The sequence below is a fragment of the Arthrospiribacter ruber genome (assembly GCF_019343195.1).
GTDB classification, from domain to species: domain Bacteria; phylum Bacteroidota; class Bacteroidia; order Cytophagales; family Cyclobacteriaceae; genus Arthrospiribacter; species Arthrospiribacter ruber.
The window spans coordinates 111,542-132,197 of sequence record NZ_RPHB01000002.1 but is presented as its reverse complement, the minus strand read 5'-3'; the positions used below and the strand labels follow the sequence as shown (position 1 = coordinate 132,197).

The following is a 20,656-nucleotide window of genomic DNA, read 5'->3' as shown; positions in this document are numbered from 1 at the left end:
AATTGCTAATACTGTTTTGACCAAATAATCATCTCCAATAAACTATTAATCAGACTTTTTATGGTGTAGGATGATATAGGATAGCCAGTTCTTGATGTCCCATGAAGATATTCGCTACAGGCGCCATGAATAAATTTGGTATGTGACGAAATTGTACTGTCCTGATATACTGTTGAAGTCGGTAAAAAGCCATTTCTGTGATCAGGGTTTCCAAGAAGATACTTATAAAAATCGCCGGTAAATGTTGGTGATCCATTTCCATTTATATATCTATCAGGCACAACGTTTTTGTTTCTATTATTAAGAGCCTTGTAAATCTCCTCATGGGTTTCTCTTATATCACCAATAATGCCACGGAAATTAGCTGGATCGCTTTCGACATTACGTTTAATAATATTTATAACAGTGATTTCTTTGTTGGCAGGTAGCAAAGATCTTTCAAACGCATCAAAAACTTCAGTATTCTCTCGCTTTATTCGCAATGGCTCGGCATTTTGAACGCAGTATAAAAGCTCATCTAATAGCTTCTGTTGATCATCCGGCTTCTTAATAAACATTCTTTCGTCAGTATAATATCTTTTAAGTGTAGCAAATTCTGATTCGTCACCTGTCAAAATAAATCTTGGAAATCTAGGGACAGTGGAGTCTAGATATTTAAGTGCAGCTGTTATAAAAGAAGGATCTTCTTTAGCTTGATCATCTTTTAGAAGACATTTGATATCCAAAACAACAGCTGCGTATCTATGTACGTATTTGGGTAATAGTTTTTGCAGCCCTTCCAGACTATTAGCAGGAGCAACGGTTATCCCTTCGGCAAATGCTTGGTTTTTAAAATCTTCAATAAAATCTTGATTGTCGTCTACTATAATAATACTATTCATATATTTTGCTATCTGGTGTTGGTAATTCAATGGTTAAAGAGAAACCCTTTTTATTTTTTTCCTCTATAATAAGTTTTCCTTTGTGTGCTTCAACAACTCTACTTATATAATTTCCTCCGATGCCTGAACCCTTACTTTTGTTTCCTTTCTCAAACGCCGTTATAAAATCTTTTTGGGTTAATTCATAAGCATTTCCGTTGTTAGAGTATTCTATAGCAACGACGTTTCTCCTGCTTGAATGCCGGACGTTAAAAATAATCTTGTTGGCTTTGCTATTGTTACTAAATGCATGCCTTTCTGCATTAATAAGCAATTGATCTAACAATTCTTTGAAAGAAGGCTTGTGGATAAGAACTGTAACTGTATCGCCTTTAACTTCAATACTATACTTAGCGTTTTGTTCAACAGCCTTTTGCTCTTTATATTCTTGTAGGAAATCTAACATATTAGCTTCCTTGAGGTCTTCCGGCAACAATTTAAAATTCATCACTTTATCAACATTGGTAAGGATATCGCTTAAATGTTGTGTTTCTTTAGAAAGTTTGTCTATTAATTGATTTAATGTATAATTATCAGGAACAGCTATTTGTTGCTCAATTTCCGGATCAACATCTAATTCAATTTTGTCGTATTCTTTTAATTGGCCAATATCTTCCCTTTTTACAATTCGTTCTATACGTTGGCTAATGCCATTTAATCCTGAAAAGGTTGGTCTTAACTGATGTGTTAGTATTTTAATAACATCCGCCTCAGCCTGTTTGGTTTCCTCTTTATACCCTAATGCTTTAATACGATCTTCAACTCGTTTTCTTTCCTCTGATATTAGATTAGCTTTTTGTGATTGCACAAACTCATTCTGCGAATCTAAAGTCATATATGGTATAACAGTTTCCTTAAGGCCCGCTATGCTGATATAAGGCATTACCGCGCCTAACTTGCGCCTTTCGATTTGATCTTGAATGAAAGTGGAGTGAAGTTGATAATATAAATACTCAATACTTAATTCCATTCTATTATTTGGAATAAGCACATATACGTTGTTATGAGGTAAAATTCTTGGAGTTTCATTTGTAGGCTTAAAAATTGTTGCCTTTAAGTTATCACCAATACGAGCTACTAATATACATTCCTCAGATACTATATTTCGCTCATATTTAAGCTGATCACTAATACCTTCAATATTTTGAATGTTTAGATTACTATCTAGGATATCTTTTGATAACTTCTCTACTTTAATTAGAGGGATATCTCCGTCCTTATGAATAAAAGATTTCTCAGGATTGATACCTGCTTTTATGTGCACCAAATCAGCCAAAAACCTTGCTTTCCCTTCCTTTAGCATTGTATTGGCAAGCAAGAATTGCGCATCATAAGATTCCGCCAATAAATTTGCATCTGGTCTTAGATCTTCAAAGTGTACTAATTGTGCATTCTTATCAAACGTGTCTTTTGCAACATATAAACGAATAATCTCGTCATTGTCCAAAATCACAGATTTTGCGGTTTGATCGCTAATATTAGCTGTTATAAAGTGGACGCGATTACGTAATTGTCTAGTCTTGTTTTTATTAAGAATAAGTATTGAAGACTTAGCATCAGTATAGGGGCGCAACGTACCATAAGGAAGACTAATTACAGTTTCTATAACATCGCTTTGTATTAATAACTCTCTAATTCTTTGTTCTATCCCTTTTTTTACTAGAAATCCATCTGATACTGTTAACACTGCTTTACCAGTTGCTTTCAATTTAGACAATGCAAACAACACCATTGCTCCGAAACTTTTTCCCGATTTAGGAGCAGGAAGGTTATATTGGCTATAAAGCTCAAAGTACTCCAAAGAATTTGTAATGCCATTTGCAGGTAAGTCAGCTATGATATAATCGAATTCTTTTTGGTTATTTATTTGACCGAAACAATCTTCAGCCTCAATGCGCACATTTAAACCGTGCATTGCAAGATTCATATTGCCCAGTTGAGCTATACGTCTGTTAATTTCTGATCCATAAGCATAAAAACCATCATATGCTTTAAGTGAGGCTTCAATAAGTAAGCTGCCTATTCCAGCTACAGGATCATATAGGGATGCCCCATTTTTTACATCCAACAACTCCACCATTAATTCTCGCAAACTATAAGGCGTATGATTGAGAGATGATCTATTACCATCTAACGATACTATGGTGATTAGATATTCATATATGTTACCGAATTCATCATCACTTAAATGTTTTGTATCTATTTGTTTGACGAAATGCCATATTTCTTGAATTTTCGATTTATCAAGTTTTGAAAGCAATCGAGAACATTCTTCGAATACTCCTTCCGGCGCAATGAAATAATCTTCCAAAGATTTAAGCCCTTGAATTAGTGACCGACCACCATCGATAAGACCGGCCAAAGAATTTAATAGGTGCTTATCAAAGTCCAATGGATAATTACGGCCTGAACGATGATTAATATCTAAGAGCCTTTTGTAATAAAACAAGACAGCTATAATAAACTGTATGTCAGCTTGAATAAATATACCCCTCAGGACATGAGTTAGGTAATCATAGCTTGTCAATATATTTTTCCAATAGTAATCATGCACTAGGACAATATGTCCATTTACATTCTGGAAAAGAGATGGGTAGTTTTTTACACGAGCGTATATTTGATTAACCTTTAGGGGCTCTCTATCACTTCGCAAATAATATCCATTGCTATTTATTGCTGAAGCAATTTCTTTCGCCCGCATAGGACGATTATTTTCGTTTAATACTTTTTGTATCGCTTCGTGTAAAGTCATTATTTTTATTTTTCGCTTTCTTTATTAACTTTCCAAACCCTTTTGGCTCCAAATTATTATCTCTTAACCACTTTAATCCAAACAATATTTGATCCCTGGTATATTGCTTTTTCCGATCGCTCCATTTATAAAAGTCCTCAATCAATTCATTATCTGATATCGACGTTCCCTGAATAATTCTGTTGTTCCATACGGCATAGATAGTTGCAATTATCTCTACTTCCGCTTCAGTGGTTTGATAAAGCAGATTAAATAATCTTTCCAATCGCTCCTGTGCAGGGGCAAAATAACCTTGATAATATCCTTCTATTTTTTCCTCTTTTGTTAAAGAAATGAAGCGTAGATTTTGCGAGTCAAACCATTTCTGCATTTTGAAATGGCCATATATAGATTTCATAAAAGCGTTATCATACGGACCTGCAGCCTGGTAGTAATAATTTTGGTTCAAGTCTGCCTCGATGATATGTTCAGCCAGGAACTGGACTTTTTGAAATTTGATATTGGAAAAGTTGGGATCATCCTTAAATACTGACACAACTTTTCCAGCTAAAACTTGCCGTGCAAATCCTTTTCTGTTGGAGGGGATATCTAAATGTTCTGTGTCACCATAGCATACGTCCGGTTCTGCAGCAATTAAAATAGGATCACTTTCTATATCGTAATTGTCACTAACTTTTACTTGTCCATTCATCAACATAGGCAATAGCCAATCCCGGAGTTGAACAAGTTCTTGGTTTTGTTGGAGATTGATTTGTTTCTTTTCCTCCAAACATTGGGCAATGTTGTAATATTGCTCAACAATTTCCTTTGGAGGTAAAACAACTTTATAGGAATTTACAAACGAATCGAATAAGAAATTTTTAATCCCGCTTGTTTTGCCTTCATATCCAAAGAAAACACCTGCATCATATAGGCGTTGCCATTCTTTCTGAAAATTGAATATATAATTTTCGTGTTTTAAAGATATCGCTTTACAAAAGTTCGAACAAATAACACCCGTATCAAATCTCTCAAAGGTCTTATTAGTCAATAAAGCAATTCTCCCTGTAGATTGGGTTGGACTACCACCTGATATCTCTATAATGAAATCATTTGATTTTAGCGCTTTTGACAAATTATTTTTCAAAATAAACCGTTGTGGCGCTTTTACTTCTCCTTTTCCATTAAGTCCATTGATATCCGCTCCTCTAACACAATAGACTCTTTCGGTATAGTTTCCTTCTTCCATGTCTTTTCCCCAATCTCCAGCCTTGGTCTCCTTGATCCAATCACTAAACACCTGAACTTCCCATCCCTCCGGAATCTCTCTTTTCAACACTTGATTATACACCATCTTACCACCGGAAGATTTATAAGGTTTACCGGTCTCATTCGGAAAATCAAACTGCACAAACCAATAATTATACAGCGTTTTTGCCATTTGCTCCAGCTCCTCATTGATTTTATTATTTAGTTCAATCTTATCGTCTAAAGCAGAGAGTACCTCAACTATTTTTTGTTGAGTTGCTATATTGTGAATATGTAACTCTAAATTTTTAAAATTAGTTGTAGCTTGAGCTAAAGCAGGTACACCAACGTGATTTTTAAATGATAGCAATTTTTCTTGTCCATACTTAGTTCTCATTAAGTACGAGAAATAGATGGGATTTACAGACGATTTAAATCTAACTCTAAATTGACTTTGAGAAATAACATATCTGTCAAATTTTGAATCTTCTGGTATATAGGCTACTTGACCTAAAGTTCCTCGATGAGTTATTACAACATCACCTCTTTTAGCATTTGCTTTACCTAATTTATTTGCTTTTTCTTCAGAAACATAGTTAAACCCTACCTCAACTAATTTATGACTATTTAAATTTGAGCCATTTAAGACCGGTACTCCAAAATCAATAAAGTTATCAACTTTTATATCAGAGCCAAATGGTCCCATTGAGATTTCTTCGATAAATAAAGATAATTTAGTTTCTTTCATACTCCAATCCTTTCAACTGTTTCTGAATTTCCACATCCAACTTATTTCCTTCTTTAAAAAGTTCAGCTAATCGAGTTTCAAATCCATTCATTTTATCAGAAAATTCTTCTGGCGTGATATCCACATACTCTATCTTCACCTCAAAATATTGACCTGCAGAGAAGCTATAGTTTTTCTCTTTTACCTCATCAGCATTGACAATCACACTCAGGTCTTCTACTACTTCCTTATTATGAAAGGTGTTGACAATCCTTGCTTCTTCTTCCCGTGTGAGTACCGTACGCTGATTTTTGCCTTCCTTGACCGTTTCACCCAATTTACTGGCATCCATCAACACGATCTGTTCTCTACCTGCTTGCTTATCTATAAAAATCACCGATACATTTGTACCCGTACTGGCAAAAATATTGCTTGGCATACTAACTATCCCTCGCAACCATCCCTTGTCAATGAGTCTTTCACGTATTTTTTTCTCAATACCGCTTTGTGCGGTAATAAATCCTGTCGGTACAACAATAGCGGCCTTGCCGTTTTCGCTAAGGCTATACATAATATGCTGTATAAAGAGCAAGTAAATCGCCATCGACTCTTTTTTCGCTTTGGGTACCTTCGGGATACCTGCAAAAAAGCGTTCTTTGAAACGATCGGTATCTAGATGCTCTCTAAAATCTGAGAAATCCAGCTTAAAGGGGGGATTGGACACAATGTAATCAAACTTTTGCTTTTCCAGATAGTACGGCTGCGCAATGGTATTGGTCTTGATCACATTCGGAATGCTGTGTGTCAAATTGTTTAAAATCAAATTTAATCGCAGCATCGTGCTCGATTTCTGCGAAATATCCTCTGAATAAATGGTGCATCGATCTTCGCCGATATTGTGTGCCAAAGACATCAATAGGGAACCTGATCCCACACTAGGGTCATAACAGCGCGCCTTCTTAACATCACCTTCTACCAAGATATTGGCAATGATACGGGCTACAGCATTGGGTGTATAATACTCGGCATATTTCCCTCCCGAATCAGAGTTGTAGTCCTTGATAAGATACTCGAAAATATCTTTAAAGAAATCGTATTTCTCCGTAAAGTAGTCTTCAAAGCTCTCTTCGAAACTAAACTCAAACAGTTTGTTGACCAGAGCCTTACAAAAGTCGTCCCGTTGCGATGAATCTGTGATATAATTACTTAGTTCATCGAATAATCTATCTTTCGCACCCGAAAACGATTTGATAGAAAACACATCTGCATTCTCGACACCAATATCCCGTAAGGTGTCGTCAAAAGTTTGGGCAAAATCATCGGAATTCTGTGTGTTGTACAAATGCGAAATCAGTTGATGAGGTTTCAGGCGCGGCACATTTTCATCCAATAAGTCCATCAATAGCTCATACTTATCACTTTGGGTATCGTATAGATTTTTCAGGTTCTGGTAGAACTCTTTGTTATCCGCTATTTCGGGTCGCAGTCTTTTTACTTCGAACCGGAATTTATCGTTTAAGAACTTATATAGAAATACTTGTGTGATAATTTTAAATTCATTACCATCGTTGCCCAAACCGTAATTGGCACATACGCTTTTCAGGCTATCAATCAGTTGTTTGGTTTTCGTGGTATAGGTAATATCGTGTGTCATGTTTTATATATTTCCGCGTAATTGGTAATATTCTTTCCCAATCAAATTACTTATGTTTTGACGCGTGGCAGCGTCCAGTTCCATTTTTTCTTTCAGTACAAACTGTTGAGCGACTAGTTTGACAACATAACGATCAAACCAGGCTTGATTTTCTAAAATATCTTCCTGACCTTCCAGTTTTTCGTCTACTTCAAACTTCACTTGCATCAAAGCTCGATGCAACTGCATTTCTTTAGCCGACAAAGTTCCTTTCTCTGTCAAACGCTTATGAATTCGAGCATATTTCTCATCATGATTATACTTTGCCCGTAGCAAGGCATTTTTACGATTCAGTTCTTTAGCCTGATCATATATTTTGCGGAGCAGTTGCATATTTTCCACCATGTCTTCCTGATTGGTTTCCGATAGGTTTTTCTTTCGGAAGATCCTTTGCAGCTCTTCTTTTAAACTAATAAAATCAGGATCACCTGTGTCAAAATTTTGTTGTAAGGCTTCCCTTGTTTTGCGAAGTTGGTCTTTGTATTCATCTGCCAATCGTAATTCCTCTTCACCTACTTTAATAAATTGGAAAATGATATCTTCCAGTGCTGCGTCTAACAGGTTGCGGGTTTCGTCACTACTCTCTAGGCTTTCTATAAAGTTTAGATTATCCAATCGGCTTTGCGCTTCCAAGAGTAGGCGGTTCAGCACGGCGAAGTCCACTAATTCTCCCAGACCTTCGTAGCCATTAATTGCAATAATGTTTTTCAACTCTTTGGCCGTACGTAGTGCTTTGACCAGTCGTATCAATTCATGCTTATTATGTATCGCGGCAGTTTGCTGGGAGAAAATCTCTTGGTTCTGCGTGTCGTAATGAAATAGCGTTTCTTGGATTTCGCTGATCTCCGTTTCAATCTCTTCTTTCGATTTGAAGAGATACGAATACATTTCCATCTCATCGCCTAACTGTTCTTGCAACTCCTGAAAATAGAGTTGATTGGTTCGATCAAATGCTGTAGAGATATCTGCAAAATCCACAACATAACCGTACTGATAGTTTTTGTAAGGGCGATTTACACGGGTCAAGGTCTGTAGGAGGTTGTGATCCTGAATTACTCGTGCCAGATAAAGCTTTTTCAAACGTTTAGCATCAAAGCCAGTCAATAGCATGTTGTAGACAAATAACACATCTATCTTACCACTTTTAAAAGCCTCAATCAAATCTTTACGGATCTGCTTGTCATTCTCGTCGTGAAGTATCAAGGCGGCGGTGAGCTTTTCTTTGCGACGATCTCCGTAAGCAACAGATGGTTCTGCGGCGATTGCTAGATTTTGCACATTTATTTCTTGAATGCCGTATTGCTCTTCAAACAGCTGAAATAACATCTTAGCCTGCTTAGATGAATCACAAACGACCATACCTCCCAATGATTCATCCCGCGAGTAATCCCTGAAGTCGACTAGATCTCTTGTGATATAGTCCAGTAAACCTTGTGCAAATCTTCGGTCGGCATATACATCTGAGGTTTTGATATCTCCTCGAAGTACCTTAATCTGCTCCATCACTTCTTTCATCTCCATCTTGAAGCTTCCTTCAATTTCTTCACGAATAAGTCGTAAAGTATAGCCGTCAGCGATAGAGCGATTGTAGTAATATTTGTGAATGTAATTACCAAACAATAGTTTTGAATCGTATTCCTTTGCAACTTCTTTTAAAAGAGGAGTACCAGTCAAGGCGATCTTAATAGCATTTTTATCTGAATTTATCAGATTTGCCAAATAGTTACCTTTCGGATTATAGCTACGATGTGCTTCATCAAGGAAGAAAATTCGCTGTGTATTAATATCGTAGCCGATATCTTCGGAAACAGTAGAATCTTCACTAAATTTTTGAATATTAACAACCGTGATTTCGGCTTGTCCGCTATCGTTATGAATGGCACCAACCACTTTTAAATCTGCAATAAACTCTTGCCGGGAATTAACCTTATTGACTTTCAACCCACGTTTAGCAAATTCGTTAGAGGCTTGGATTAACAAATCCAAGCGGTCTACAATAAAGTAAAACTTAGGAATAATGTGTTTCTTCTGATAATAGTCGGTAAGATGTTTTACATTGTAAAACGCCAAAGCAGTTTTTCCAGAACCTTGCGTATGCCATATGATCCCCTTAGTCTTTCCTTCCTCCAGTTTTGAAGCTATCGCCATGGTTGCAAATACCTGAGGGTACCGCATAATGTGCTTTTGCAATCCGTTTTCTTCGCGAACATAGGCAATAGAATAACGTAAGAGGAAAGCCAACCGCTCTCTGCTGAACAATGATGTTAGCATGCGGTGTGTAGGCGTATACGGCTCCTTGTTGGTTTTGAACTCCGGGCTGTGTTTTATAACCAATAGGTTATTATCCTTTAGGACGAAGTTTTCCTGATCTTCAGATAGGTTGATCAACTCTTGTTTAACTGGATAGTCTACATCTTCTCTGAAATAATTAAAATGCAGATCAGCATAGGCAGAGGTAGCATAGAAAGCACCAAACACAGGTTCTACTATGCCATCTTCATATTCCATATTATTAGAAAAGACCATTAACTGAGTGATATTGGCAAATTTTCTAAAATGTTTCTGCTTAAATCGGTTATTGACCCGTCTGCGTTCTGCTAAAACCCCTTCTTTGTTATGAGGTTTCTTGACTTCGATAAAAGCTAAAGGCATTCCATTGATCAAAACCGTTATGTCAGGACGAAACTCTTCGTCACCACTTTTACAGATCAATTCCGTTGTGACATGAAAGCTATTGTTATTGAAATTCTTAAAGTCAATTAGCTTAACACCAGAAGTTGCAGTCAGGCGCTGATAAAACTTTTCACCAATATCTTCATAGTCTAATTCTAAGCTTATTTCATCCAACAAGCGTTTAAGATCTTCTAAAGCTACATCAGGGTTATTAATGCGTTGAAGACTTTCTAAAAATATGTCCTCAAATATATTACTATCTGATCTTCTAATTTGTTCTCGTAAAGGGATATACGTGTACCCCAAGCGCATTAGATGTAATAACGCAGGAATCTTTACACGTGAATTTTCGTTAAATGCCATTATATCGTTTCGAAGATCTGATCAAACAATAATTTCAGGTCCTTTTGTACCTCGTCAAAAGCGGGCAATTTTTTGGCGGAGATTTGATGTCCTAAACTTGTTTTCCATGCTCGTCTAACCATGTTTTCACTCCGAGTGTTAAGTAATTGTTCTACTCCTGTAAATTCAAGTCCTTTAAATGCCATTTTCTCTAAGAAAGCCTGCTTAATCTCCGCCCAATCGAGATCGCTAACATGCTTGGACAAGTACCAAATATCGTAGTAATCACGAGGTGCTGTATACGAGCGTTGTATCAAGGCTCTTAACTTTTCAGACAACACTTCTCTTATATCATAGCAGGCAATCTCACCTATTGTAGGAGTGAGCTGGTCGGAATAATCATGGTAAACTGTTTTCAAAGTCGGTTCAAACAGCATCTTCTCGTACAGGATAATTTCAATTTTAATCGAAGTAGTCCACCGTGAAGGGTCTGGCGGGATTTGATCTTTAGAATGATCGGCTCCCCAAAACTTTACAACGGCAGCATATCCAGTAGGCATATCATTGTGACGAAGATTGGTCAGCTTTTCTAAATTTAATTGCATTCCAGTTCGTTCTTGTACTAATGACATGATTTGCCGCAATAAATCTTCATCCAATTGAAAATCCGGATTGACGGATGTGAAATCTAAATCTTCTGAAAATCGATAATCTGGGATATAACATTTTCGCAAACATGTTCCTCCTTTGAAGATCAGTGCTTCTCTACAGGAATCTATCGAATATATAGCATCGATAAAATGACCCAATACCCAATCCTTGTCAATGGTACTTCTGGACACTTTGTATTCCAATGCTGTTTTCTCTATTTCCTTTTTCAGTATCATTAGTATTGTTTATTGGAGATGTCTAACAATTCCTCCCGGCTAATATTTAACCTTAATCGCCATTCTGCGATAAATTCCCCTTCTTCCAATCCCTGAGGATCAAATAAGTTATATTTATTCTTTACTTGTTTCTTGGCAAAATTTATAAAAGATTCCATGCCTGGAATTTGGAGAAGCTCAACCAAATAGCCAATTCGTTTGGTAACCGCAATATTATTTACAGCCTGGCAGTACTCGATTAATTTACTGGGTTGTAATTGCGCTTGACCAACGGCTCTGATCAATTCCGCATAGCCACCAGAATGTTGAGGTAGGTCAAAGCAATCGACTATTGTTTTCTCCACATCAGTGATGGGATACTGAAGGTTACCGTAACCATTGTGTATGATTCCTGTTTTTTTATTAGGTGCTATCTTGACGAATTTATAAGAAGTGCCTAAGATTGACTTATCGTTTTTTTGATGAGTCGTTTGAATAAAAACGGTATTAGAAAACTGTTCTGTCAATCCATGCAAATTCAATGCAGACCAATACGCGACAGCACTATTTTCAGCAACAAAAGTACCTATGACATATTCGTCCCGAAAACTTTGTCTACAAAATTTACCTCTCTCAATCCTTACAAGTAGTTTCTTATCAACTAGATTTTCCAAAATCTCACTTAAGTTGTCAAACTTTTGTTCTAGTAACTGTTCAATTTCGGAGAATTTGAACAATTGTATTTCATAGTCATCCAGCAACTTTAAGAATTCAAGTTGGGGCTTCGTAAGATGTTCTGATATATAAACGCTGTCTGCCATATTACCTTTTGTGTTACGATAAGACCTAAAAATTGGGTCTTATCGTAACACGATTGGTAAATATAAGGAACTTTCTACTCTATACAGCAATCAGAATAGTCAATGATCTTGGATTTGCAACAAAAAAAGGAAGCATTCTTATTTGAAGTATATGACTCCTGAACAGTTTGAAAACTTAAATCAAAAAATAGCAGCTTAATAGTTTGTCCAGTTTTTTGTTGCAAATCCACTAGCGATGGTTATTTTTCCAAACTCTTAAAGCTCACTCTAACCTTGAATAGAAAATGTGCTGCGGGGAGGAACGAATTCTCCCGTACGTACGGGAGGCCAGCGTGTGCCATACGCGTGGATAGGTTTCGGAATTCTTGATCTTTTTGTTACTTTTTGCATCAAGGCAAAAAGTATAAGGCCAATCTCCTACAAATTCCCCCACTCTTATAAAATACCCCGTACAGGGTACTTTCACCAGTCCTTTTAATAAAAAGAACTCCCTGGAAGGAGTTCTTTAAGGGTAATTCAAACTACTGCAACTATCAATTCTAGGAGGGGTACTCTACTTTCTTATTCCAAAATAATCCTCACGATCTTACAGGGATCCATCATTAACTACTAAAAATAAATTATATCTACCAAAAATCAAGGTTGCTAACGGATTTTTTATTTCAATTGGATATTCCGGCTGGTCTTGACCCCCTAAAATAGGAGGGGAGATATTCCGGATCTTTTGGTTCTCAATAGGGGAGGGGATTAATCAAATCCAGAAAAAGCAAATGCCTGAAATGATTCTGGAAATCCAAAGTCAGACCTTGTAAGCTTAGGGCGAGGAAAAACCAGTCCTACATTAGATGAACTTCCGTGCAACGAATCGCCTGAAGCCCTCTTTTCGCTATTGTACATTTAATAAAAACCTTTAAAAATTACTTGGAATTTAAGACAGTACTTCGGTTACCACCAGTGCTTCTTTTTTTGTAATTTACAAATAGAATTTTCTGATTATAGTAAATCAATTTTTGTCAGTATTCTGATACACAATTTTGGTTAGTCACTAGCCTAGCATTCATTTAAATACGTTCCTTACAAACTTGAAATATGTATAAATTCTATGCTATTTAAAACTAAATGTGTCGTAAAAGCCCAAATCAGATTCCCTCTTTTGAGGACAATAATCGCAAGAGGCACACCGACAAAAAGTCCTGTTAACATGATGTACCAAAATCCCCCGAGCCAGTGCATCAAACCAAACATAGCTGATGTAATTACTACGGTTTTTAATTTGCTATATTTTTTCAAAAAAATGGTCATTGCAAAATTCCTATACAGGCTTTCTTCCACAAAAGGAGCTAGGATGACATTGGCTATAAAAAACACCATAGTATGCTTGCCTAATGATGTCATAGCCTCTCCCGCAGGTACATAGTCACCAATATGCATTTGTAAAATATGCTGCATAGGTGATAAAAAGTAAATATAAGTTATTGCAATGACTGACCCCGTTAAAATTCCTCCAATAACATCTATGGGTATCTTACTTTTATAGGTTTTCCAGCCATTCTTGAAAATATTAAAACCATATTTTCGTGTAGATGCTAGTAAATAGACTAACATCATTATCTGAGCAAACAAAAGTATAAAAGGAATATTTGAATTCATATGCTCAGTAATAACTGATTGATCCAAGCCAGTTATTAAATAATAAGCAATCAGCACGAATAAAATCAACAGAAACCATATGGATGCTAAAATGAGATTCCGCCAAACTGTTCTCAGTGAAGTCATATTGAAATATTATTTTATGTCAATGGACTTATTTGATAACAGACTGATAATTGTAAAGCTTAAAGGCATGGAGTGCTATCCATAAGAAATATAGTGAAAACACTATTCTTTGGCCTACTCCCGGCATGTCAGTAAAGACAAAGGGCCAAGCACCAAAAATTATCGTTAGCCATGTCAATGTTAAAGAGAGTAAAATTACAGATTTCCAATAGTTGCTTTCTCTCATCAGTTTGGGATAGGTAAACGCACCAATGAGGAAAAAAATGTAACTTCCAAAACTCCCAACAGTATGAAGTATCATGGTTGTGGAAGTCCTGTCTTCAAAATCACCGGGGAAAATTCCAGAAATAGCCATGAAAAAGCCACTTAAAAAAATGCCTAAGAGGGGTAATCTGCTACTCGTCTTTTGAGCCATGCTTTGATAAAGCCCTATCGAAAAAATGGATATCAATACACCTGGAAGAATGTAGCCAAAAACATTCCAATACCACTTGTTGGGTGCGTCTAATGAACCGAGTTCACTGACTGCTTTGGTTAAAAAACTGTACTCCGGTCTTTGAGCGGACATGATCATATAAGTCAGTCCTAAACATAAAGGTGCTGATAAACCGATTAAACCAAATCTTTTGTTTTTCATCGTCTTTTTTGAATTAAAATTAATACGATGTAAAATTCTGATTTTATCAAATAACTAAAATTACCATATGGTAAAAAATCATTTTTCCCTTCTTATTCTACTTAAACTTTGAGGTGTAATACCAAGATATGATGCTATATGGGATTGTGAAATACGGTTTTGAATGTTTGGAAACTGACTTAATAAAACTTCATATCGTTGCTTTGCCGTTTTGGTGAGTAAGTCTATTTGTTGCAATTGTTTATCCATAAATGAAGCTTCAGCAGCTACCGTTCTGATGACGCTTCCTAGAGGTGTGTGTGTAATCTTGTGGTAGCTCTCTTTCGACATTCTGAGCATTTTACAATTTTCAAGAGCTCTTAATTGTAACGGGGTCGGTTCATTTGTAAGTATAGACATATAATCTGAACAGAATTGCCCTTCAAAAGCAAAATCTAAACAAACAAAATTATTTTCTTTCCATAAAAATAGCCCCACACTTCCTTCAATTATATAATAGAAGTATCGTTCAATAGTATTCTGTTCTTTAACCACTTCTTCTTTATTGAAAGAGACAACAGAACAATGATGAACATACTCTTCCCACGCTTCAGTGCGAGTTTGATAGTATTTATCAAATGACGATTTTAAAAATTGAATGTATTGTTTGTTGTCATTCATATAGGTTTTTATATGTCATTTTTTTGCATTGGTGGTAACGGCCAGGTTAACCCCGTATACGGTCAGAGACTTCATTGTATGTGGTTAACCGGGTGTTGAATGATGTTGTCCTTTGGATGGGAGGCTCCCAAGTTCCTGGTCTTTTCTTTATGCTTGGATAAAGGAAGGATCAGGGGCCCCAGACAAAGGAATTGTTCAGGTTTTGATTCATTTCAATTCGGAGTGATAGGTGCCATTATGGCGCTTATACCCGAATTATCACCAAACCTAACCAATCCCCCTTTAACAAAAAATACCCCCAACAGGGTATTTTTCACCATAAAACTTACTATCCCTCGTCTAATGCGGGCGGGACGACGGAGATCCGGGTCGGCGGTGGCTTTGTGGGCAGATAGGATATCTCCGTCTTGATTTTTTGGTTACTTTTTTGATCAAGCAAAAAAGTAAAAACACCTTATTTCCACCTAGCAAGCCCTTCACCCTGCGGATGTCAGTCAATACACCACGGCCAAGACAGCCACTAGCTCTAATAGACGAATGCATCAATCAGGGATTTTTTTGAGGGCTTTTGGCTAGTGGGCTAAATGTTGTAAGCAGTTTTTATATAACAGTAACATTTTCTTTAAGCGGCTCTTCAAGACCAGATAAGTTCATTAAACCTAGTTTCAATAATTTAGTATTTGCTTGAAGAGTTAAAGTACTTATGAAGGCTCGTAAATATGGAAACATAATTGCAATAGCATTTTTGTAGAAAAAACTTGGGATATTAGAGTAGTCAATATTAGATTCAAATTTGAATACAGCAATAGAATTAAGTTGAAATATAAAGTTACCTAAATTATCCTCGTTGTGAGAAATGAAGTTTAGATTAAGAATAAATTCTCCTGTTTTAGAGTTGTATGTACCTCTTGGCTCTAGTCCTATTTTAAGACCAGAGCCGTTATCGTTGTTTTCGTTGTAAGAAAATTGAGAAACTTTAAATTGCTCAAATGAAAACGCTGCTTTTTGTAATTCTTCCATAAACTAAATGTATCAATAAAAAAGACTCTGATAAAATTTCAGAGTCTTTTTTATTACTTTTTATTAATGTGATATCCGGTGGATACCATTGATAACAAGACTTTAGTTCATCAATTAGTCCATACGTATCAATTTCGTCATAGGAATAATCAAAGTTTTTATCTTGTGAAACTTCAATATTTTCTATAGAGAAAGAACTAGATAAATTTTCTATATATGAAGACATACCCATTCCATTAGAGATTTCTCTCATTCTCTCTAGGTCTGATTTTACTTGTTCTTTATTTTCAAGTAAATGCTTTCTCAGTGCTAATTTAGCTTTTTCTAATGCTTTCATAACTTGAATCTATACTGCAAATTTAAGAAAAGGTTTTTTATTATATACAATATCTTCTTTATTTTTATAACAAATTATAATTCTAGGATTAAGAATTGTATAACTTCTCCTATCATTATTAAAAGCAATTTTGATACCAGAAGTCTCATTATTTTTATAATCTACAGCTCTAATAACTTTAAAAGGAAATACTTCTTCAGGAAATTCATCTCTTAAATAACTAATTATATAACATAGGTCAATTCCTTGAGTTCCTATTTCGTCTATTAGTTCAAACTCTTTTAATAATTCAACAAATCCAACCAAATGTTCTCTATTACCTGCTAAATCTAAATATAAAGAATCTTCATTAATTATAATTTCACTTTCTACTATGAAATATGAATTTTTATAATGAGTCTTTCCCCATACTTTAGCATAATCTAAATTATATTCCCAAAAGTAATATCCTGCTCCAATAAAAGGCTTTTTTCCTTTTTTTAAATCATATTCTGAATGAAATGGTGCGTTTTCTAATACAAATTCCATTCCTCCTTTTTTTTGACAGGTGTGCTGAACTGTAAATATCAAGGTTCTATTTTAAGTTTTTTAGTTATTTCGTAAATGTAACAAAATTAATTTATTGATACGATTATTTAATTGATTAAGAATTTCTTAAATTTTGACTAACGCAAAGAAAATCGCTTAATTTGGGCTCAATTCGAGGCCTAAATCCTCATTAGTCAGAACGAATTTATTGATTTGTTTTTAATTCTCTTATCTATGCCCAATTTTATTCATTAAGGTTATATTTCAATGGTATTCATGAATGCTTTGCATTTGTTTTTTTGATCCAAGAAAAGATAGCCTTCAGGATTTTCAAAAGGAGTACCTTTTCTTCTATATTAAAATTGATCCAGCCTACATTCGTGAATACAAATAAAAACAAACCCTACATGAACAGTGGAGAGATTCACAGTCTGTCCCGAAAATCGAGATACGATTCTGTAAGAGGTTTAGGGGTGGAATTCCTCTTTACCAATTTATTAAAGTTTTATTACTTCTGTTGATTGTAGGAATGATCTCGAATAAACTCTATGAATTTTAACATTCGAAAGTATCCTTCCGATGAAAGTTCAAGTTGAATTCTGAAGTAGTCTGCAAAACCAAATTTTTCTTTCCACATAGTTCCAAGAGTTTCAAAGTTTGACAAGTTCATAGCATGATCATATCTATATTTTGCAGCAAATTGACTATAGTGAACAAATTCCTTTCGATAGGAGTTGAGTTCTTTGTATTCATTGTCTTTGAAGTTTAAGAGCCAATCCAAATGTTCGTTCTCAATCTTTAGTTGTTTAATCCTATCAAGAATTCGAATAAAGTCCACTTGATGAATTTTCAGGAGTTCAGGGAAAAATGAGGCAATGTTATCCCCAATTCGATCCCAGAAGTTGTAACATTTTTCAAAGCAACATGTGATAAAGGTTGAGTATCGGTGATCATAAAGATTTTGATGATATGTTGAAATAACCTCACCATCAGGCATTAGTAATGTTTCCTCAAGGGGGTTATTTATGTAGGGTCGATACATAAAAAGTTGACCAACAAAAAACTTTAAATCTTTGTTACAATTTATAGTATCCCAGAAGTTTATCATTGGTTGGAATTTAGGTTCGTTGTACTCAGAGTTTCTTGGAAATTGCATAACATTGATGTCTTTGTATTTGAACTCATTATCCTCGAGAGATACAAGTGCATTTTCCTCATAAATTCTATATAGAATTTTCGTGTATTCATCAATTGTCTTAGTATTCATAGCATTTCTGACTAAAGTAAATAAAACCGCTCTTTTTGAACTAAACTCGAAGCTTAGCAAACTCAATTTATTAATTCCCTTAACCAACCCCAGTTTCCTTTTCCAAAATCTCCCATACTCAATCCCGCACCTTCTTGATCCATTTACAAGGTTTAAGAAATCATGGTCGGATCAAGTCATACCATAAAATCAAACTCCAATACAAAGGGTAGGAGAGTCCATCCCCAAAGCAAAGCAAAATCTCCCAAATTCAACCAAAAAATCAAAACAACCGCTTCCTAAAATCCACCAACCAGCCTACTATTCCTCCTAGCAAACCCTTCACCCTGCGGATGTCAGTCAACAGCCACTAACCAAAATCCCTGATAGATGAATGCATCAATCAGGGATTTTTTTGAGGGCTTTTAGCTAGTGGGCTAAATGTTAGCGGTAGGCTTTCTCAGTCCTTCGATTTTAAAATATAATTGATGAAAGTCCCTTAAAAGCATAATTGTCTTCTTTGTCTTGTGGCTCAATTTTTATTTGTTCGTATTCAAATGTCTGTTCATTTGCAAATACATTATTAAAGTCTTTAAAGAATGAATTTAGCTTCTCATTAGAAAATTCTTCGTCATTGTTCAACACTCTTGCAAAATCAAAAAAATCAAACTTGCTTTCAATTTCTCTTCCTTCTTCTGAATGAATGGTTGTCACGCCAGTTGTTAAGTTATGTCTTACTTCGTGATGTCCAACCATCGCAGCTATTCCACCCACTGGTATCATCCAACTTGGTCTTAGATACAAAGTCATTGGAAGTAATCGTCTTCTGTTGTTTATTACCTGTGTCGGTGTATGAAATAATGGTAAAGCATAAAAAACGTCCCAGCCTAATCGTTCTAGTATGTAAAGTCTTAAATGTTGGTCTTGTCGTGCTGTGTGATTTAAGTGATACAAATATTCATTTCTTCTAACTCTAAATTCTGCTCTTTTGTATTGTATCAAATATGGTCGACCTGTCCCAGGAAAGCCAATTGCGGTATCAAACCCTAAAGTCCCTTCTTGAGCTTGTGAGGGAGCCAATATATATGGTCTTACGCCAGTCATTACGAATAGGTAATTTACCAGCTCTGTTGTCAAGTTTAATTCTACTGTCTTTTCAGAAATCATATTTGTCTGTCATTTTAAGCTTCTGACTAACGTAACCAAAACCCCTCAATTTGAGCTGATTTCCAATCCTCAATAGCCAGACCTAATTTATCCATTTACTTTTTAATTCTCATAACTAACCCCAACTTTCTTTCACAAAACCTCTAAAACTAAATCCAGCCCCTTCTTGATCCACTTACAGGATTCAAGAATTCTAGGGTTGGATCCAAGACATGCCGCCAATTCAAATCCCCAGATGTTGGGTAGGGGATGTCATGCCCAAAGCAAAGCAAATACTCCCAAAGTCATCGAAAAACAGAAACAACCGCATCCTAAAATCCACCAACCAACCTACTATTCCACCTAGCGAGCCCTTCACCATGCGGATGTACGCCCCGGCGCACAAGTCAGTCAATACGCCACGGCGTACATGGCAGCCACTAACCTCCAGTTCACTATCGGCGACCCTGATAGATGAATGCATCAATCAGGGATTTTTTTGAGGGCTTTTGGCTAGTGGGCTAAATGTTAGCAAACGTTATTTTTTGAATTTATCTCTTATTCCCCAAAAGTGTTTTGTTTTAATAGGTTTCATTTTGATTTTTCTCTCGTCAAGTCCTGATTTGATTAGTTTATCAATTAAGTCAGTCCTTGTTTGGAATATGTATTTTATATTGTATGGCTCAATTAAGATTAGCGATTTTCTTTTCTTGTTTTTTAAAATTGTTGGCTCTTTTTTAAAAGTCATTTCGTAATAAATTAAGTATCCAGAACCTGCACCTATTTGATTTATCTCTAAAGTTTGAATTTTGTCGTTCGTAATAACTTCTAATTCTTTTGTCACTATTTGTTGATTGTCATTTATATATAACGTGTCAGGTATTGCAAATAAACTCAGTATAGGTCTTAGTCCAATGAACAGAGTTACAATGGGCACAAAAAGTCCATTTATTGCCAATAATGGTTTTATAATTGGTTTTCCCGGATGAATTATTGTCTGAAGAATTAAGACAAATAAAGTCGCTAATATAATTGCCCACATAAAAGTATATGAGGCGTCAATAAGCCAATTGTATGAAATTCGATTTTTCTTCAAATGTGTCAATGGTTTATCTTGTATGCTGGTCAGTTTATATAATGTTTGCTAACGGGCAGATTAACCCCGTACATGGTCAGAGACCTCATTGGATGTGGTTAACCGGATGTTGAATGATGTTGTCCTTTGGATGGGAGGCTCCCAAGTTCCTGGTCTTTTCTTTATGCTTGGATAAAGGAAGGATCAGGG

17 protein-coding genes are annotated in these 20,656 nt (G+C 35.7%); all 17 read right to left on the bottom strand.

The window, feature by feature from the left end:
* Window positions 1–5: 5 nt before the first annotated feature.
* Window positions 6–881, bottom strand: a complete 876-nt coding sequence (locus EGN73_RS03570) for a response regulator (RefSeq protein WP_219287109.1) — start codon at window positions 879–881, stop codon at window positions 6–8.
* On the bottom strand, window positions 874–3,672 hold the full coding sequence (locus tag EGN73_RS03565; RefSeq protein ID WP_219287108.1) for an N-6 DNA methylase: 2,799 nt from the start codon (window positions 3,670–3,672) through the stop codon (window positions 874–876). Before EGN73_RS03565 ends, EGN73_RS03570 begins: the two co-directional genes overlap by 8 nt.
* Window positions 3,629–5,647, bottom strand: a complete 2,019-nt coding sequence (locus EGN73_RS03560) for a restriction endonuclease subunit S (protein WP_219287107.1) — start codon at window positions 5,645–5,647, stop codon at window positions 3,629–3,631. Before EGN73_RS03560 ends, EGN73_RS03565 begins: the two co-directional genes overlap by 44 nt.
* On the bottom strand, window positions 5,634–7,280 hold the full coding sequence (locus EGN73_RS03555) for an HsdM family class I SAM-dependent methyltransferase (protein ID WP_219287106.1): 1,647 nt from the start codon (window positions 7,278–7,280) through the stop codon (window positions 5,634–5,636). Before EGN73_RS03555 ends, EGN73_RS03560 begins: the two co-directional genes overlap by 14 nt.
* Before the next feature lie 3 nt (window positions 7,281–7,283).
* Window positions 7,284–10,355 carry a type I restriction endonuclease subunit R gene (locus tag EGN73_RS03550; protein WP_219287105.1) on the bottom strand — a complete coding sequence of 1,024 codons (3,072 nt, stop codon included), beginning with the start codon at window positions 10,353–10,355 and terminating at the stop codon, window positions 7,284–7,286.
* Window positions 10,355–11,221 (bottom strand): nucleotidyl transferase AbiEii/AbiGii toxin family protein, encoded by an 867-nt coding sequence (locus tag EGN73_RS03545; protein WP_219287104.1) that lies wholly within the window; start codon window positions 11,219–11,221, stop codon window positions 10,355–10,357. The genes EGN73_RS03550 and EGN73_RS03545 overlap by 1 nt, the downstream gene beginning before the upstream one ends.
* Window positions 11,221–12,021: a type IV toxin-antitoxin system AbiEi family antitoxin domain-containing protein gene (locus EGN73_RS03540; protein ID WP_219287103.1), complete on the bottom strand. Its 801-nt coding sequence runs from the start codon at window positions 12,019–12,021 to the stop codon at window positions 11,221–11,223. The genes EGN73_RS03545 and EGN73_RS03540 overlap by 1 nt, the downstream gene beginning before the upstream one ends.
* A 1,074-nt stretch (window positions 12,022–13,095) precedes the next feature.
* Window positions 13,096–13,797, bottom strand: coding sequence for a CPBP family intramembrane glutamic endopeptidase (locus EGN73_RS03535; RefSeq protein WP_219287102.1), 702 nt, complete (start codon window positions 13,795–13,797; stop codon window positions 13,096–13,098).
* A 28-nt stretch (window positions 13,798–13,825) separates the two neighbouring features.
* Complete coding sequence (locus tag EGN73_RS03530; protein WP_219287101.1) at window positions 13,826–14,434, bottom strand: DUF998 domain-containing protein; 609 nt, start codon at window positions 14,432–14,434, stop codon at window positions 13,826–13,828.
* A 78-nt stretch (window positions 14,435–14,512) separates the two neighbouring features.
* Complete coding sequence (locus tag EGN73_RS03525) at window positions 14,513–15,094, bottom strand: Crp/Fnr family transcriptional regulator (protein WP_219287100.1); 582 nt, start codon at window positions 15,092–15,094, stop codon at window positions 14,513–14,515.
* A gap of 600 nt (window positions 15,095–15,694) precedes the next feature.
* Window positions 15,695–16,114: a protein-export chaperone SecB gene (locus EGN73_RS03520; RefSeq protein WP_219287099.1), complete on the bottom strand. Its 420-nt coding sequence runs from the start codon at window positions 16,112–16,114 to the stop codon at window positions 15,695–15,697.
* Window positions 16,080–16,451: a hypothetical protein gene (locus EGN73_RS03515; RefSeq protein ID WP_219287098.1), complete on the bottom strand. Its 372-nt coding sequence runs from the start codon at window positions 16,449–16,451 to the stop codon at window positions 16,080–16,082. Before EGN73_RS03515 ends, EGN73_RS03520 begins: the two co-directional genes overlap by 35 nt.
* Before the next feature lie 9 nt (window positions 16,452–16,460).
* Window positions 16,461–16,979 (bottom strand): hypothetical protein, encoded by a 519-nt coding sequence (locus tag EGN73_RS03510; RefSeq protein ID WP_219287097.1) that lies wholly within the window; start codon window positions 16,977–16,979, stop codon window positions 16,461–16,463.
* A 508-nt stretch (window positions 16,980–17,487) separates the two neighbouring features.
* On the bottom strand, window positions 17,488–18,246 hold the full coding sequence (locus EGN73_RS03505; RefSeq protein ID WP_219287096.1) for a Cthe_2314 family HEPN domain-containing protein: 759 nt from the start codon (window positions 18,244–18,246) through the stop codon (window positions 17,488–17,490).
* A gap of 453 nt (window positions 18,247–18,699) precedes the next feature.
* Entirely contained in the window at window positions 18,700–19,392 is a 693-nt protein-coding gene (locus EGN73_RS03500) for a hypothetical protein (protein ID WP_219287095.1), read from the bottom strand.
* A gap of 223 nt (window positions 19,393–19,615) precedes the next feature.
* Window positions 19,616–19,855 (bottom strand): hypothetical protein, encoded by a 240-nt coding sequence (locus tag EGN73_RS03495; RefSeq protein WP_219287094.1) that lies wholly within the window; start codon window positions 19,853–19,855, stop codon window positions 19,616–19,618.
* 54 nt (window positions 19,856–19,909) lie between these two features.
* Complete coding sequence (locus tag EGN73_RS03490; protein ID WP_219287093.1) at window positions 19,910–20,467, bottom strand: hypothetical protein; 558 nt, start codon at window positions 20,465–20,467, stop codon at window positions 19,910–19,912.
* Window positions 20,468–20,656 lie beyond the last annotated feature (189 nt).

What these genes read in the sequence shown, in the direction of transcription:
- EGN73_RS03540 (WP_219287103.1), bottom strand. Translation starts at nt 12,021, where the DNA reads ATGGCAGACAGCGTTTATATATCAGAACATCTTACGAAGCCCCAACTT.
- EGN73_RS03500 (WP_219287095.1), bottom strand. Translation starts at nt 19,392, where the DNA reads ATGATTTCTGAAAAGACAGTAGAATTAAACTTGACAACAGAGCTGGTA.
- EGN73_RS03560 (WP_219287107.1), bottom strand. Translation starts at nt 5,647, where the DNA reads ATGAAAGAAACTAAATTATCTTTATTTATCGAAGAAATCTCAATGGGA.
- EGN73_RS03550 (WP_219287105.1), bottom strand. Translation starts at nt 10,355, where the DNA reads ATGGCATTTAACGAAAATTCACGTGTAAAGATTCCTGCGTTATTACAT.
- EGN73_RS03545 (WP_219287104.1), bottom strand. Translation starts at nt 11,221, where the DNA reads ATGATACTGAAAAAGGAAATAGAGAAAACAGCATTGGAATACAAAGTG.
- EGN73_RS03525 (WP_219287100.1), bottom strand. Translation starts at nt 15,094, where the DNA reads ATGAATGACAACAAACAATACATTCAATTTTTAAAATCGTCATTTGAT.
- EGN73_RS03555 (WP_219287106.1), bottom strand. Translation starts at nt 7,280, where the DNA reads ATGACACACGATATTACCTATACCACGAAAACCAAACAACTGATTGAT.
- EGN73_RS03510 (WP_219287097.1), bottom strand. Translation starts at nt 16,979, where the DNA reads ATGGAATTTGTATTAGAAAACGCACCATTTCATTCAGAATATGATTTA.
- EGN73_RS03565 (WP_219287108.1), bottom strand. Translation starts at nt 3,672, where the DNA reads ATGACTTTACACGAAGCGATACAAAAAGTATTAAACGAAAATAATCGT.
- EGN73_RS03570 (WP_219287109.1), bottom strand. Translation starts at nt 881, where the DNA reads ATGAATAGTATTATTATAGTAGACGACAATCAAGATTTTATTGAAGAT.
- EGN73_RS03520 (WP_219287099.1), bottom strand. Translation starts at nt 16,114, where the DNA reads ATGGAAGAATTACAAAAAGCAGCGTTTTCATTTGAGCAATTTAAAGTT.
- EGN73_RS03495 (WP_219287094.1), bottom strand. Translation starts at nt 19,855, where the DNA reads ATGCATTCATCTATCAGGGTCGCCGATAGTGAACTGGAGGTTAGTGGC.
- EGN73_RS03515 (WP_219287098.1), bottom strand. Translation starts at nt 16,451, where the DNA reads ATGAAAGCATTAGAAAAAGCTAAATTAGCACTGAGAAAGCATTTACTT.
- EGN73_RS03505 (WP_219287096.1), bottom strand. Translation starts at nt 18,246, where the DNA reads ATGAATACTAAGACAATTGATGAATACACGAAAATTCTATATAGAATT.
- EGN73_RS03530 (WP_219287101.1), bottom strand. Translation starts at nt 14,434, where the DNA reads ATGAAAAACAAAAGATTTGGTTTAATCGGTTTATCAGCACCTTTATGT.
- EGN73_RS03535 (WP_219287102.1), bottom strand. Translation starts at nt 13,797, where the DNA reads ATGACTTCACTGAGAACAGTTTGGCGGAATCTCATTTTAGCATCCATA.